This is a genomic window from Stutzerimonas sp. C6.4V, assembly GCF_058536345.1.
Map to the genome: position 1 here is coordinate 306,146 of NZ_JBZUBM010000001.1, position 15,000 is coordinate 321,145.

At 62.6% G+C, this 15,000-nt stretch carries 13 protein-coding genes and 1 other RNA gene; all 14 read left to right on the plus strand.

Annotated features, from left to right (window positions below):
- Positions 1–11 precede the first annotated feature (11 nt).
- The 14 genes from rsmI to AC4LFW_RS01490 all read left to right on the plus strand — a co-directional run bounded on the left by rsmI (position 12) and on the right by AC4LFW_RS01490 (position 14,999).
- Positions 12–890, plus strand: coding sequence for a 16S rRNA (cytidine(1402)-2'-O)-methyltransferase (gene rsmI, locus AC4LFW_RS01425; protein WP_491817156.1), 879 nt, complete (start codon positions 12–14; stop codon positions 888–890).
- 91 nt (positions 891–981) lie between these two features.
- An RNA gene (gene rnpB / locus AC4LFW_RS01430) (RNase P RNA component class A) lies at positions 982–1,340 on the plus strand.
- A 292-nt stretch (positions 1,341–1,632) separates the two neighbouring features.
- Entirely contained in the window at positions 1,633–2,088 is a 456-nt protein-coding gene (gene mraZ, locus AC4LFW_RS01435) for a division/cell wall cluster transcriptional repressor MraZ (protein WP_491817158.1), read from the plus strand.
- A complete protein-coding gene (rsmH, locus tag AC4LFW_RS01440; protein ID WP_491817160.1) occupies positions 2,085–3,032 on the plus strand; it encodes a 16S rRNA (cytosine(1402)-N(4))-methyltransferase RsmH in 948 nt (315 codons plus the stop codon). Before mraZ ends, rsmH begins: the two co-directional genes overlap by 4 nt.
- Complete coding sequence (gene ftsL / locus AC4LFW_RS01445) at positions 3,029–3,319, plus strand: cell division protein FtsL (RefSeq protein WP_491817161.1); 291 nt, start codon at positions 3,029–3,031, stop codon at positions 3,317–3,319. Before rsmH ends, ftsL begins: the two co-directional genes overlap by 4 nt.
- A complete protein-coding gene (locus AC4LFW_RS01450; protein ID WP_491817163.1) occupies positions 3,316–5,049 on the plus strand; it encodes a peptidoglycan D,D-transpeptidase FtsI family protein in 1,734 nt (577 codons plus the stop codon). Before ftsL ends, AC4LFW_RS01450 begins: the two co-directional genes overlap by 4 nt.
- Entirely contained in the window at positions 5,049–6,512 is a 1,464-nt protein-coding gene (locus AC4LFW_RS01455; RefSeq protein ID WP_491817164.1) for a UDP-N-acetylmuramoyl-L-alanyl-D-glutamate--2,6-diaminopimelate ligase, read from the plus strand. The genes AC4LFW_RS01450 and AC4LFW_RS01455 overlap by 1 nt, the downstream gene beginning before the upstream one ends.
- The gene (locus AC4LFW_RS01460; RefSeq protein ID WP_491817166.1) at positions 6,505–7,881 is read left to right on the plus strand and encodes a UDP-N-acetylmuramoyl-tripeptide--D-alanyl-D-alanine ligase; all 1,377 of its coding nucleotides are present in this window, start codon (positions 6,505–6,507) and stop codon (positions 7,879–7,881) included. Before AC4LFW_RS01455 ends, AC4LFW_RS01460 begins: the two co-directional genes overlap by 8 nt.
- On the plus strand, positions 7,881–8,963 hold the full coding sequence (gene mraY, locus AC4LFW_RS01465) for a phospho-N-acetylmuramoyl-pentapeptide-transferase (RefSeq protein ID WP_491817168.1): 1,083 nt from the start codon (positions 7,881–7,883) through the stop codon (positions 8,961–8,963). Before AC4LFW_RS01460 ends, mraY begins: the two co-directional genes overlap by 1 nt.
- Positions 8,964–8,969: 6 nt before the next feature.
- Positions 8,970–10,313 (plus strand): UDP-N-acetylmuramoyl-L-alanine--D-glutamate ligase, encoded by a 1,344-nt coding sequence (gene murD, locus AC4LFW_RS01470; protein ID WP_491817170.1) that lies wholly within the window; start codon positions 8,970–8,972, stop codon positions 10,311–10,313.
- Positions 10,310–11,545 (plus strand): putative lipid II flippase FtsW, encoded by a 1,236-nt coding sequence (gene ftsW / locus AC4LFW_RS01475; RefSeq protein WP_491820089.1) that lies wholly within the window; start codon positions 10,310–10,312, stop codon positions 11,543–11,545. The genes murD and ftsW overlap by 4 nt, the downstream gene beginning before the upstream one ends.
- Positions 11,535–12,605 (plus strand): undecaprenyldiphospho-muramoylpentapeptide beta-N-acetylglucosaminyltransferase, encoded by a 1,071-nt coding sequence (gene murG, locus AC4LFW_RS01480; protein WP_491817172.1) that lies wholly within the window; start codon positions 11,535–11,537, stop codon positions 12,603–12,605. The genes ftsW and murG overlap by 11 nt, the downstream gene beginning before the upstream one ends.
- Positions 12,598–14,058 (plus strand): UDP-N-acetylmuramate--L-alanine ligase, encoded by a 1,461-nt coding sequence (murC, locus tag AC4LFW_RS01485; protein ID WP_491817174.1) that lies wholly within the window; start codon positions 12,598–12,600, stop codon positions 14,056–14,058. Before murG ends, murC begins: the two co-directional genes overlap by 8 nt.
- Entirely contained in the window at positions 14,055–14,999 is a 945-nt protein-coding gene (locus AC4LFW_RS01490; RefSeq protein ID WP_491817176.1) for a D-alanine--D-alanine ligase, read from the plus strand. Before murC ends, AC4LFW_RS01490 begins: the two co-directional genes overlap by 4 nt.
- Position 15,000: the final 1 nt, after the last annotated feature.

Here is a 15,000-nt window from a genome sequence, read left to right on the forward strand (position 1 = left end):
AGGTACGCCCTGTGACTGCGCCAGATGCCGTGAATTCCGTTGCAGGCACGCTCTACGTGGTGGCCACGCCGATCGGCAACCTGGAGGACATCAGTGCCCGTGCCTTGCGCGTCCTGAAGGAGGTTGCGCTGATTGCTGCTGAAGATACCCGGCATTCGGTGCGTCTACTGCAGCACTTCGGGATCACCACGCCACTGGCGGCGTGCCATGAGCATAACGAGCGTGATGACGGCGGGCGTTTTGTCGGGCGACTGCAGGCGGGGCAGGATGTGGCTCTGATTTCAGATGCTGGCACGCCACTGATTTCCGATCCCGGTTTCCATCTGGTGCGCCAGGCCCGTGCCGCCGGTATCCGAGTGGTTCCGGTTCCTGGGGCCTGCGCTCTTGTCGCGGCGCTTTGCGCGGCCGGGCTGCCATCAGACCGCTTCGGCTTCGAGGGATTTCTGCCGGCAAAGCAGGTGGCGCGCAGGGTTCGGTTGGACCGTTTGCGCGAGGAGTCGCGAACGCTGATCTTCTATGAGGCCCCGCACCGCATCCTTGAATGTCTGCAGGACATGGAAACGATCTTCGGTGGCGACCGGCCTGCCGTGCTGGGGCGCGAGTTGACCAAGACATTCGAAACACTGAAGGGCCTGCCACTGGCCGACCTGCGCGCCTGGGTAGAGTCCGACCCTAACCAGCAGCGGGGTGAGTGCGTGCTGGTGGTAGGTGGCTGGCAAGCACCTCAGGGAGACGAGGCTGTCGACGCAAACGCGCGCCGGATCTTGCTGCTGCTTCTGGATGAGTTGCCGGTCAAGCGGGCGGCCGCTGTGGCGGCTGAGATCACCGGGGTTCGCAAGAATCTGCTCTATCAGCTGGCGCTTCAGCAAAAGCAGCCGAATCCCGAGTAAGTTTGTGGCCGGTTTTCATGCCGTTTTGCCTCGGCCTGGCGCGGACGATCAGCTTGCAGGTTACAGCCCGTCCACGTACCCTGACGGCCGGAGAGTCGATCGGACAGTCGCTGTCTCTTCTTGTTCCGCAAGAAGGGAGGGAGGAAAGTCCGGGCTCCATAGGGCGAGGTGCCAGGTAACGCCTGGGAGGCGCGAGCCTACGGAAAGTGCCACAGAAAATAACCGCCTAAGCGCTTCGGCGCCGGTAAGGGTGAAAAGGTGCGGTAAGAGCGCACCGCGCGGCTGGCAACAGTTCGTGGCTAGGTAAACCCCACCTGGAGCAAGACCAAATAGGGATCCATTGGCGTGGCCCGCGCTGGATCCGGGTAGGTTGCTAGAGGCAGTCAGTGATGGCTGTCGTAGAGGAATGACTGTCCTCGACAGAACCCGGCTTACAGATCGACTCTCCGATTCCCTGCAGAAACATCCCGCATCTTTAGTCCAAAAAATTCTTGCTCTTAACAAAGCACTTTAACTTTGAAGCGCAGGTTTCTGGTCGTCTTCAGGTTCTCCAGCGGCCACTCTCTATGGCCGACCGTTCGTCGCTGAGCGGAAAGCTAAATTCCCGTCACATAAGGGTTTTTCCCGTCAGGCTCACCTTGACGGTGGGGCGGCAGCATTTCTATAGTGCGCACAAGTGGTAGAAAGTGGAACGAAGTGGGTATTTATGGGCAAGGATAGCTAGTTCAGGGGAAGCGCAGCCGTGTTTCGCGGAGCAAACGCCATCAGTCTCGACGCAAAAGGCCGGCTAGCCATGCCCAGCCGGTACCGCGACGAGCTCGTTTCGCGCTGCGAAGGCCAGTTGATCATCACCATCGACGCGGTCGATCGGTGCCTCTGCCTTTATCCCTTGCCCGAGTGGGAACAGATCGAAGCCAAGCTGAGGGAGCTGCCTTCCTTGCGAGAGGAGAGCCGCAGGCTGCAGCGTTTGTTGATTGGTAACGCTGTCGATCTGGAAATGGACGGCAGCGGGCGTGTACTGGTGCCGCCGCGGCTGCGCGAATACGCCGGGCTGGACAAGCGGGCCATGCTGGTCGGCCAGCTGAACAAGTTCAGCCTGTGGAACGAAGACGACTGGAACGCACAAGCCGATGCGGACCTGGCGGCCATAAAACAACCCGGTGCCTTGCCGGAAGAACTGCGTGACCTAATCCTGTGACCCAGACCAGCCCCTACACCCATGTGACCGTATTGCTCAACGAGGCCGTTGCGGCATTGGCCGTGCGCCCGAGCGGCCGTTACCTGGACGGGACCTTTGGTCGCGGCGGCCACAGCCGGCTCCTGCTACGCCAGCTAGGGCCTGATGGCTGTTTGCTAGGGTTCGACAAAGACCCGCTAGCAATCGCTACGGGGCAAGCACTGGCGGCCGAGGATGGCCGCTTTGTCGTTGTGCAGAGAAGTTTCGCCGAGCTGGGTATTGAGGTCGCGCAGCGCGGCTGGGACGGGACCTTGAGCGGTGTGCTGCTGGATCTGGGTGTGTCGTCGCCGCAGCTGGATGATCCGGGGCGGGGGTTCAGTTTTCTTCATGATGGCCCACTCGATATGCGCATGGACCCGGGTCGGGGGCAGAGCGCTGCCGACTGGATCGCAACCGCTGCTGAAGACGAGATTGCCCGCGTATTCAAGGAGTATGGCGAGGAGCGCTTCGCCAGGCGTATGGCGCGTGCGGTCGTTCAGCGCCGCGCCGAGCAGCCTTTTGAGCGCACCGCCGACCTCGCTCAGGTGCTGACAGTTGCCAACCCCGCCTGGGAGAAAGGCAAGAACCCGGCGACACGCGCTTTTCAGGGCTTGCGTATCTTCATCAATAACGAGCTTGGAGACCTGGAAACAGGCCTGGAAGCAGCGCTTGAAGCCCTCGAGGTGGGTGGGCGACTGGTTGTCATCAGCTTTCATTCGCTGGAAGACCGCATCGTCAAGCAGTTCATGCGCCGCCATGCGAAAGGCGAGGCCGACTCGCTGCCTCGCGACCTGCCGATCATTCCCGAGAAATTTGTGCCCCGCCTCAAGGTGTTGGGCAAGCCGCAATACGCTTCCGCCGAAGAGGTAAAGCACAACCCTCGCTCGCGCAGTGCCGTCATGCGTGTCGCGGAGAAGTTGCGATGAGCACGTCTCGCCGTCAGATGCCCCGTGGCAGCCTGCTGATGCTGGTGCTGTTCATAGCGGTGCTGCTGTCCGCCATCGGGGTCGCTTACAGCGCGCATTGGAATCGCCAGCTGCTGAACGAGCTGTACGGTGAACTCAGCGTGCGCGACAAGGCGCAGGCCGAGTGGGGGCGGCTGATCCTGGAGCAGAGCACCTGGACGGCCCATAACCGGATCGAGACGCTAGCCGCCGAGCAGCTGAAAATGAACATCCCGGCGGCTGCTGACGTCAGGCTGGTGGCGCCATGAGGCTTGAAGGCGCGCTGTACCCGTGGCGTTTCCGCATCGTGCTGGCCCTATTGGCGCTGATGGTTGGCGCCATTGCCTGGCGAATCGTCGACCTGCAAGTGCTCGACCAGGCGTTCCTCAAAGGTCAGGGCGATGCGCGTAGCGTGCGGCATATCCCCATCCCAGCGCATCGAGGCCTGATCACCGACCGTCATGGCGAACCGCTGGCCGTCAGCACACCGGTCACCACGCTTTGGGGCAACCCTCGGGAGCTGCAAGCTGCCCAGGCGCGCTGGCCCGAACTGGCACAGGCGCTCGGGCAGGATGCCGCCACCTTGCAACAGCGTCTGAAGGAGCAGGCTGAGCGGGAGTTCACCTACCTTGTGCGTGGGCTGACTCCAGAGCAGGGACAGCGTGTCCTGGATCTCGGCATTCCGGGTGTCTATGCCCAGGAAGAGTTCCGTCGCTTCTACCCCGCCGGCGAAGTGGCCGCCCATGTGGTCGGTTTCACCGACATCGATGACCATGGCCGAGAAGGCATGGAGCTGGCGTACAACGAGTGGCTGGCCGGGGTGCCCGGCAAGCGCCAGGTGCTCAAGGACCGGCGCGGGCGGCTGATCAAGGATGTGCAGGTGGTCAAGAATGCCAAGGCCGGCAAGGCCCTGGCGTTGTCCATCGACCTGCGTCTGCAGTACCTGGCGCACCGCGAGTTGCGCAATGCGCTGCTGGAGTTCGGCGCCAAGGCCGGAAGTCTGGTGATGCTCGATGTGAAGACCGGGGAAGTCCTGGCCATGGTCAACCAGCCGACCTACAACCCGAACAACCGCCGCAACCTGCAACCGGCGGCGATGCGTAACCGAGCGATGACCGACCTCTTCGAGCCGGGGTCGACCATGAAGCCCATTTCCATGAGTGCGGCGCTCGAAACGGGCCGCTGGAAACCGAGCGACCTCGTCGAGGTCTGGCCTGGGTCAATGCGCATCGGCCGCTACACCATTCGGGACGTCTCGAGGACGGAGGGCCGGGAGTTGAGTCTGACCGGTATCCTGATCAACTCGTCCAACGTCGGCATGAGCAAGGTCGCCTTCGACATTGGTGGTGCGGCAATCCACGACGTCATGCGCAAGATCGGTTTTGGGCAGGACACCGGCCTGGGCTTCCCTGGTGAGCGGGTTGGCAATCTGCCTACCCATCGCGAATGGCGCCAGGCCGAAACCGCCACGCTGTCCTATGGCTACGGACTGTCGGTAACGGCCGTCCAGCTGGCCCATGCCTATGGGGCCCTGGCCAACGATGGCCGCCTGGTGCCGATGTCACTGACCCGGGTCGACCGGCAGCCGGAAGGCGTCGAAGTGGTCTCGCCGGAGGTCGCCAAGACACTTCAAGGCATGCTGCAGGAAGTCATCGAGGCGCCGCGCGGGGTGTTTCGCGCCCAGGTGCCGGGTTATCACGTAGCAGGCAAGAGCGGTACCGCGCGCAAGGCCTCGACGAGCAGTCGTGGCTATCAGGAAAACGCCTATCGCTCGATGTTTGCCGGTTTCGGACCCATGAAGGATCCGCGTATCGCCATTGCGGTGGTCATCGATGAGCCGAGCAAGAGTGGTTACTACGGTGGTCTGGTGTCTGCCCCGGTGTTCAGCCGGGTGATGTCCGGTGCGCTGCGCCTGATGAACATCGCACCTGACAATCTGCCGCCACCGGAAGAGGTTCAGACCGCTCAGACCGCCAAGGCGAAGGGAGGACGGATCTGATGTCGATGCCCCTGAATCAGCTGTTTCCTCAGGCCGATAGTTCGACCCTGATACGCGAGATGACACTCGACAGCCGCAAGGTACGTCCGGGGGATCTGTTTCTCGCCGTGCCTGGTCTGCAGCAGGACGGTCGGCTTCATATCGCGGACGCCATAGCCCGCGGCGCGTCCGCGGTAGCCTACGAAGCAAGCGGCGCCCCCGAGGTGAGCGCAGCAAGCGCTGTGCTGGTGCCGGTACGCAACCTGGCAGGGCAGTTGTCCGGCATTGCCGGGCGTTTCTATGGGGAGCCCAGTCGTAGCCTGCATCTGGTCGGTGTGACCGGCACCAACGGCAAAACCAGCGTGACCTACCTGATCGCCCAGGCGCTTGATCGATTGAATGAGCGCTGCGGCATCATCGGCACACTGGGTACGGGTTTTCATGGTGAGCTGGTTCTTGGGCGTCACACCACGCCAGACGCGATCGGTGTACAGGCGAACCTGGCGGGTCTACGCAAGCTTGGCGCTCGAGCCGTTGCCATGGAGGTGTCGTCCCATGGTCTGGCACAGGGGCGAGTGGCCGCGCTGGCGTTCGATGTCGCCGTGTTCACCAATCTGTCCCGTGATCACCTTGATTACCACGGCTCGATGGAGGCCTATGGTGAGGTCAAGGCCCGCCTGTTCAGCATGCCTGGTGTCAGCTGTCGGGTGATCAATCTGGACGATCCGTTCGGACGCTCCCTGGCCGTCCAACAGGATGAATCGCGCCTCATTACCTACAGCCTCGAAGACTCCGCTGCCCATCTGTATTGCATCGATGCGCGTCTGGATGACGATGGTATCCACGCACGGCTGGTTACCCCGCAAGGGGAGCGCTCCTTGCGCAGCCCGCTGCTCGGACGGTTCAATGTCAGCAATGTGCTGGCGGCAGTTGGTGCCCTCATGGGTATGAACTATCCGCTGGACGAGATCCTTTCGGTGCTGCCTGAGCTCCAGGGCCCGGCTGGGCGGATGCAGCGTCTCGGCGGTGGAGACCAGCCACTGGTGGTGGTGGACTACGCCCATACGCCAGACGCGCTGGAAAAGGTTCTGTCCGCGTTGCGTCCCCACACTCAGGGAACGCTGACATGCCTGTTTGGTTGCGGTGGCGAGCGCGACCGCGGCAAGCGGGCGTTGATGGCAGAAGTGGCCGAGCGGCTGGCAGATCGAGTCGTGGTGACCGATGACAATCCGCGAAATGAAGATCCGCAAACCATTCTCGACGATATTCGTACTGGTTTCAGCGCACCGGAGCGCGTGACATTTATACCGGGCCGTGGCGATGCGATCGCTCGTGCCATTGCCGACAGCGAAGTCCAGGACGTGGTGCTGCTTGCCGGCAAGGGCCATGAGGACTATCAGGAAATCAAAGGTGAGCGTCTGCCGTTCTCCGACCTCGAACAGGCCGCGATGGCCCTGACTGCCTGGAGAAATGCTCATGCTTGATGCCCTTCGCTTGAGCGATCTCGTCATGCCATTGTCAGGTGCGCAGATCGGCGCCGATGCCTCGTTCCGCTCTGTCAGTACGGACAGCCGTGCGGTGGAGCCGGGCCAGTTGTTCGTGGCTTTGGCTGGCCCCCGCTTCGATGGCCATTCATACCTGGCCGACGTCGCCGCCAAGGGCGCGGCGGCGGCGCTGGTCGAGCGCTACGTCGAAGGTGCCGGATTGCCGCAGCTGGTAGTAGCCGATACTCGCATGGCGCTGGGGCAACTGGGTGCGCTCAATCGCACAGCATTTTCGGGACCGGTCGCGGCCATAACCGGCTCCAGTGGCAAGACCAGCGTTAAGGAACTGCTGGCCAGCATTCTGCGGGCGGCCTATGGCGACGATGCAGTGCTCGCCACGCGTGGCAATCTGAACAACGACCTGGGCGCACCCCTGACCTTGCTCGAACTGGCGCCACAGCATCGGGCTGCGGTCATCGAACTCGGTGCTTCGCGGGTTGGCGAGATCGCCTATACCGTCAGCCTGACAGCGCCGGATGTCAGCCTGATTACCAATGCCGGTACCGCTCATGTTGGTGAGTTCGGCGGCCCTGCAAACATCGTCGAAGCCAAGGGCGAGATCCTTGATGGCCTTTCCGGCGCTGGCATCGCCGTGCTCAATCGCGACGACAAGGCCTACCCGACGTGGGAGCAGCGCGCAGCAGGTCGGCGCGTGCTGAGCTTTGCCATGCAGAGTCCGCTTGCTGACTTCCACCCCGGTTCGATCGGCTATGACCCGCGCGGCTGTCCAAATTTCGTGCTTACCGGTCCCTTTGGAGCCGTACGCGTCCAGCTCAACCTGCTTGGGCGCCATAACGTGGCTAACGCCCTGGCGGCCGCCGCAGCGGCGTATGCGCTGGGTGTCAAGGCGGAACACATTGTCGCCGGGCTTGAGAGCTTGCAGCCAGTCAAGGGCCGTGGCGTTGCGCAGATGCTCGCCAACGGCGTACGCCTGATCGACGACACCTACAACGCCAACCCGACTTCCATCTGCGCGGCAATCGATGTGCTAACCAGTTTTGCCGGACGCAAGGTGCTGGCGCTGGGAGACATGGGTGAGCTGGGAGAATGGGCCGAACAGGGTCACCGTGAGGTCGGCCTGTACGCGGTAGGCAAGGTGGACACCTTGTTCGCAGTTGGCCCGCTCATGAATTCTGCAGTCGACGCCTTTGGCGCCGGTGGACGACATTTTGCCGATCAGCAGAGCCTGATCGCCGCGTTGCGCCTGGAGCAGGGCAACGGGACCACCCTCTTGATCAAGGGATCACGGAGCGCCGCGATGGACAAGGTTGTCGCCGCGCTTTCCGCGTCCGGCATGGAGAAACACTGATGCTGTTGTTGCTTGCCGAGTATCTGCAGCAATTCCACAAGGGATTCGCAGTTTTCCAGTACCTGTCGCTGCGCGGCATTCTCGGTGTATTGACCGCTCTGGTGCTCTCCCTGTGGATGGGGCCATGGCTGATCCGCACGCTGCAGATGCGCCAGATAGGGCAGTCCGTGCGGACCGATGGCCCGCAATCCCACCTTTCCAAGTCAGGCACCCCGACGATGGGCGGTGCACTGATCCTCAGCGCTATCAGCATCAGCACCCTGCTCTGGGCCGATCTGGCCAACCGCTATGTCTGGGTGGTGCTGGCGGTTACCCTGCTGTTCGGCGCGATTGGCTGGGTAGATGATTATCGCAAGGTCATCGAGAAGAACTCCCGTGGTCTGCCGAGTCGCTGGAAGTATTTCTGGCAGTCGGTGTTCGGGCTTGGCGCCGCAGTCTTTCTTTATACGACTGCCCAGACGCCGGTCGAGACGACGCTTATCCTGCCGCTGCTGAAGAACATCGAGATCCCGCTGGGCATCGGCTTCGTAGTGCTGACCTATTTCGTCATCGTCGGCTCGAGTAATGCCGTGAATCTCACCGACGGCCTCGACGGGCTGGCGATCATGCCTACGGTGATGGTGGGTGGCGGCCTCGGCATCTTCTGCTACCTGTCAGGGAACGTGAACTTCGCCGAATATCTCCTTATCCCCTATATCCCTGGTGCCGGCGAGCTGATCGTTTTCTGCGGCGCGTTGATTGGCGCCGGGCTTGGCTTCCTCTGGTTCAACACCTATCCCGCGCAGGTGTTCATGGGCGATGTTGGCGCACTGGCGCTCGGCGCTGCCTTGGGCACCATTGCGGTGATCGTCCGGCAGGAGGTCGTGCTGTTCATCATGGGAGGCGTATTCGTCATGGAAACGCTGTCGGTGATGATCCAGGTCGCCTCTTTCAAGCTCACCGGCAAGCGCGTGTTTCGCATGGCGCCGATCCATCACCACTTCGAATTGAAAGGCTGGCCCGAGCCTCGGGTCATCGTGCGCTTCTGGATCATCACAGTGATCCTGGTGCTGGTCGGCCTCGCCACCCTGAAACTGAGGTAATAAAGAGTGCTCATCGCTTCCGATCAGTTCCGCATCGTCGTCGGTCTCGGCAAGAGCGGTATGTCCCTGGTTCGCTATCTGGCGCGCCGGGGGCAGCCGTTTGCCGTGGCTGATACGCGCGCGAACCCGCCGGAGTTGGCCGCTCTGCAGGCGCAGTACCCCGATATCGAGGTTCGCTGTGGCGAGCTGGACGCCGACTTCCTCTGTCGTGCGAGCGAGCTGTTGGTCAGCCCCGGGCTGCCTTTGAGCACACCGGCGCTGCAGGTGGCTGCCTCCCGGGGCGTGAAGCTGTCCGGAGACATCGAGCTGTTCGCCCGTGAGGCCAAAGCGCCGATCGTCGCCATCACCGGATCGAACGCGAAAAGTACCGTCACCACGCTTGTCGGCGAGATGGCCATCGCGGCCGGAAAAAAGGTTGCAGTCGGTGGCAACCTTGGCACGCCCGCGCTGGATCTGTTGAATGATGAGGTCGAGCTGTACGTACTCGAGCTGTCGAGTTTCCAGCTGGAAACAACCGATCAGCTGAACGCCGAGATCGCGACCTGTCTGAACATCAGCGAAGACCACATGGATCGCTACGACGGCTTGCCGGCCTACCATCAGGCCAAGCACCGCATTTTCCGCGGCGCAAGGCAGGTGGTGATCAACCGGGACGACCGGCTGAGCCGTCCGCTGATTGGCGATGATGTGCCGGTGTGGTCCTTTGGCCTGGGCAAACCTGATTTCAAGGGTTTCGGCCTGTTCGAGGAACGTGGGGAAAAGTATCTGGCATTCCAGTTCGACGCCCTGATGCCCGCCAATCAGCTGAAGATCCGTGGCGCACATAACCAATCGAACGCGTTGGCCGCATTGGCCCTTGGGTATGCTGCAGGCCTGCCGTTCGAGCCGATGCTGACAACCTTGCGCAACTTTGCCGGTTTGGCCCATCGCTGTCAGTGGGTCGGCGAGCGTCGGGGCGTGAGTTACTACGATGACTCCAAGGCGACCAATGTCGGCGCGGCACTGGCGGCGATCGACGGCTTGGGTGGTGATATCGACGGCAAGCTGGTTCTGATTGCTGGCGGCGACGGCAAGGGCGCTGACTTTTCGGTCATGCACAGTGCTGTGAGCCGTCACTGCAGGGCCGTTGTCCTGCTTGGTCGGGATGCGGACCGTCTGCAGCAGGCGCTCGACGGAGCGGCTCCGATCCAGCGTGCGCAAACGCTTCAGGAAGCCGTACAGCAGGCGGCCAAGATTGCTCAGTCGGGAGACGCGGTGTTGCTTTCGCCGGCCTGCGCCAGTCTCGACATGTTTGCCAACTTCGAAGATCGCGGACAGCAGTTCGCCCTTGCAGTGGGGGCCCTTAGCTGATGTTGGCTTTCCTGCGTGGTGCGCCTTCGCCGTTGTTCAGTCGTCGCGGTCTGGATCTGGACTTTTCGATGCTGGCCGGCTGCCTGGCGTTGCTGGGCCTCGGCCTGGTCATGATCACCTCGGCGTCGTCAGAGGTGGCTGCGGTGAATTCCGGCAACGCCATGTATCACATGATCCGCCACCTGGTATACCTGGTGCTCGGGCTGGGAGCGGCGGCTGCTGTACTGATGGTCCCGCTATCGGCCTGGCAACGGCTGGACTGGATGCTGCTACTGGCTGCCTTTGCCTTGCTGATCCTGGTACTGATCCCCGGGGTCGGTCGTGAAGTAAACGGCTCAATGCGCTGGATCGGCTTCGGCGCATTCAATATCCAGCCTTCCGAACTGGCCAAGCTGTTCGTCGTGGTTTACCTGGCGGGTTATCTGGTGCGGCGTCAGGAAGAAGTGCGGGAAAGCCTCTGGGGCTTTCTCAAGCCGTTCCTCGTTCTGCTGCCGATGGCATTCCTCTTGCTGCTTGAGCCTGACTTCGGTGCGACCGTGGTGATGATGGGCGCCGCCGTGGCGATGCTCTTCCTCGGAGGCGTCGGCCTGATCCGCTTCAGCCTGCTCGTGCTGCTGGCCGTGGGGGCCGTTTTCGTGCTGGTGCAAACCCAGGAATACCGACTGCAGCGCCTGATCACCTTTACCGACCCCTGGGCCGATCAGTATGGCGCCGGCTACCAGCTGACCCAGGCGCTGATCGCGTTCGGGCGAGGTGAATGGCTGGGCGTTGGTCTGGGCAACAGCGTGCAGAAGCAGTTCTATCTGCCGGAAGCGCATACCGACTTCGTGTTTTCCGTACTAGCGGAAGAGCTGGGCATGGTGGGTGCCTTGCTGACTATCCTGCTGTTTGCCTTCGTTGGCGTGCGCGCCCTGTATATCGGCCTGGCCGCTGAGCGGGCGCGGCAGTTCTTTGCCGCCTACATCGCCTGGGGCCTCGCTTTCCTCTGGCTGGGTCAGTTTCTGATCAATGTCGGCGTAAACGTGGGATTGCTACCGACCAAGGGGCTGACATTGCCATTTCTCAGCTATGGCGGCAGCTCGCTGGTGGTGACCTGCGCCAGTATGGCGCTACTGCTGCGCATCGAATGGGAAAGTCGCACCGTGCTGGGCAGCGAGGATGCCGAGTTCAGCGAGGAGGATTTCGCTGAAGCCCCTCCGGCGAAGGCCAAGGGGGTTCCGCATGGGCGGTAATGTGCTGATCATGGCTGGCGGTACCGGAGGCCACGTGTTTCCTGCCCTCGCTTGCGCCCGGGAATTCGAGGACCGGGGTTACAGGGTGCATTGGCTGGGCACGCCGCGCGGTATAGAGAACGAGGTGGTTCCCGCTGCGGGTCTGCCATTGCACTTGATTCAGGTCAGCGGACTGCGCGGCAAGGGCGTCGTGTCCCTGCTCAAGGCTCCGCTACAATTGTTGCGCTCGCTCTGGCAGGCACGGCGGATCATGCAAGAGCTCAAGCCGGTTTGCGTGCTGGGACTCGGCGGGTACGTCACGGGGCCTGGCGGTCTGGCTGCAAAGCTGGCTGGCGTCCCGCTGATCATTCACGAGCAGAACGCGGTGGCGGGCACTGCCAATCGCAGCCTGGTGCCGTTTGCCTGCCGGGTTTGCGAAGCCTTTCCGGATACCTTCAGCAACAGCGACAAGCGCCGTACCACGGGCAATCCGGTGCGGCATGAGCTGTTCCTCGAGACGCCACGGCAAACGCTGGCCAATCGTCGGCCGCGGTTGCTGGTCCTCGGTGGCAGCCTGGGGGCGGAGCCGCTCAACAAGTTGCTTCCCGAGGCGCTGGGGCTCATGCCGCAGGCGCTGCGCCCGGAAGTATTCCACCAGGCGGGCAAGCTGCATGCCGACCTTACTCAGGAGCGCTATACCGCCGCTGGTGTCGAGGCCGAGGTGGCGCCGTTCATCAAGGACATGGCGCGCGCCTATGCCTGGGCCGACCTAGTGATCTGTCGTGCCGGCGCCTTGACGGTATGCGAACTGGCTGCCGCTGGGTTGCCGTCGTTTCTGGTGCCCTTGCCACATGCCATTGATGATCACCAGACCCGCAACGCCGAATATCTGGCCAAGGAGGGTGCCGCCGTGCTCCTGCCCCAGGCCAACACTGATGCCGCCGCGCTCGCCGCGCGGCTTACCGAGGTAATGATGCAGCCGGACACACTTAAGGCCATGGGGGCTACGGCTCGCCGTCTGGCCCGGCCAGACGCTACGCGTACAGTCGTCGACATTTGCCTGGAGGTGGCCCATGGCTAAATCTCCCGCAGCGGTCAAGGCAGAAGTGCGCCGCATGCGCCGGATCCGCCGGGTCCATTTCGTCGGCGTCGGCGGGGTGGGCATGTGCGGTATCGCCGAGGTGCTGCTGAACCTCGGTTACGATGTGTCGGGTTCGGATCTGAAAACCTCGGCCAGCACGGAACGTCTGCAGAATTTCGGTGCGCACATCTTCATCGGTCATCAGGCCGGCAATGTGGCTGGGGCCGACGTGCTGGTGGTGTCCAGTGCGGTGAATTCAGCCAACCCTGAAGTGGCATTCGCGCTGGAGCAGCGGATCCCGGTCGTGCCGCGTGCCGAGATGCTTGCCGAATTGATGCGCTATCGCCATGGCATCGCCGTCGCCGGTACCCATGGCAAGACCACTACTACAAGCCTGCTCGCGTCAGTATTTGCCGCCGGCGGCCTGGACCCGACCTTCGTGATCGGCGGGCGGCTGACTGCAGCCGGCACCAATGCCCAGCTTGGCAGCAGTCGTTACCTGATCGCCGAGGCCGACGAAAGCGATGCCAGCTTCCTGCACCTGCAGCCGATGGTCGCTGTCGTGACCAACATCGACGCTGACCACATGAGCACCTATGGCGGAGACTTCGGGAAGCTGAAGAAAACCTTCGTCGAGTTTCTCCATAACCTACCGTTCTACGGCCTGGCGGTGCTCTGCGTCGACGATCCGGTGGTACGTGAGATCATCCCGCAGGTCGGCCGTCCGATCACGACCTACGGCATCAGCGAAGATGCCGATGTCCGCGCGATCAATGTGCGCCAGGAGGGTATGCGGACCTATTTCACCGTGCTTCGGGATGGCTTTGCTCCCCTCGATGTGTCGGTGAACATGCCCGGCAACCACAACGTGCTCAATGCACTGGCAACCATTGCCATTGCCACCGACGAGGGCATCGATGACGAAGCCATCGTGCTCGGACTGTCGGAGTTCGGCGGCGTGGGCCGTCGTTTCCAGGTCTATGGCGAGCTGCCGGTTGATGGTGGCAGCGTGATGCTTGTCGATGATTACGGTCATCACCCGCGGGAAGTCGCCGCGGTGATCCAGGCGGTCCGTGGTGGCTGGCCCGAGCGGCGGCTGGTCATGGTTTACCAGCCACATCGCTTCAGCCGCACGAGGGATCTCTATGACGACTTCGTCCAGGTATTGAACGACGCCAACGTGCTCTTGCTGATGGAAGTCTATCCCGCCGGCGAAGAACCGATCCCCGGTGCAGACAGCCGTCACCTGTGCCACAGCATTCGCCAGCGAGGCCAGCTCGACCCGATCTACATCGAGCGGGGTATCGACCTGGCGCCGCTGGTCAAGCCGTTGCTGCGCGCTGGGGACATCCTGCTGTGTCAGGGTGCCGGCGATATTGGCGGCCTGGCCCCGCAACTGATCAACAGCCCACTGTTTGCTGGCGATGTGCTCGCCGCGAGGAAAAGCGAATGACGGCCCTGCAATCGACTCGCGATCCCAAGGCGTTTGGTCGAGTCGCCGTGCTGTTCGGCGGCAAGAGCGCCGAACGTGAGGTATCTCTCAAATCCGGCGCCGCCGTCCTATCGGCGCTGCAATCGGCTGGCGTCGACGCGTTCGGCATCGACGTTGGCGATGATTTCCTGAAGCGCCTGAGCAACGAGCGCATCGATCGAGCCTTCATCGTGCTGCACGGTCGTGGCGGCGAGGACGGCAGCATGCAGGGGCTGTTGGAGTGCGCAGGGATCCCCTACACCGGCAGCGGCATTCTTGCCTCGGCGCTGGCCATGGACAAGCTGCGTACCAAGCAGGTCTGGCAGAGCCTTGGTTTGCCTACCCCGCGGCATGCGGTGCTGGCGAGCGAGGCCGATTGCCATGCTGCGGCTGACGCGCTGGGCTTCCCGTTGATCGTCAAGCCCGCACACGAGGGTTCGAGCATCGGCATGGCCAAAGTGAGCGGCATCGCCGAACTGATCGAGGCCTGGCGTGCCGCGAGCGCTTATGACGCCCAGGTGCTGGTGGAGCAGTGGATCCAGGGGCCGGAATTCACCATTGCGACCTTGCGTGGGGAGGTCCTGCCGCCCATTGGGCTGGGCACGCCGCATACCTTCTACGACTACGATGCCAAGTACCTGGCCAACGATACCCAGTACCGCATCCCGTGTGGACTGGACGCCGCAAAGGAGCAGGAGCTCAAGAACCTGTCTGCGCGGGCCTGCGAAGCTGTAGGCATCCAGGGTTGGGCGCGTGTCGACGTGATGCAGGACCTGGCCGGGGCCTTCTGGTTGCTGGAGGTCAACACGGTTCCCGGCATGACCGACCACAGTCTCGTTCCCATGGCTGCTCGTGCAGCCGGTCTGGAATTCCAAGAGCTGGTGCTGGCCATCCTCGATGCCAGCATGGCGGCAGGGAGCTGAT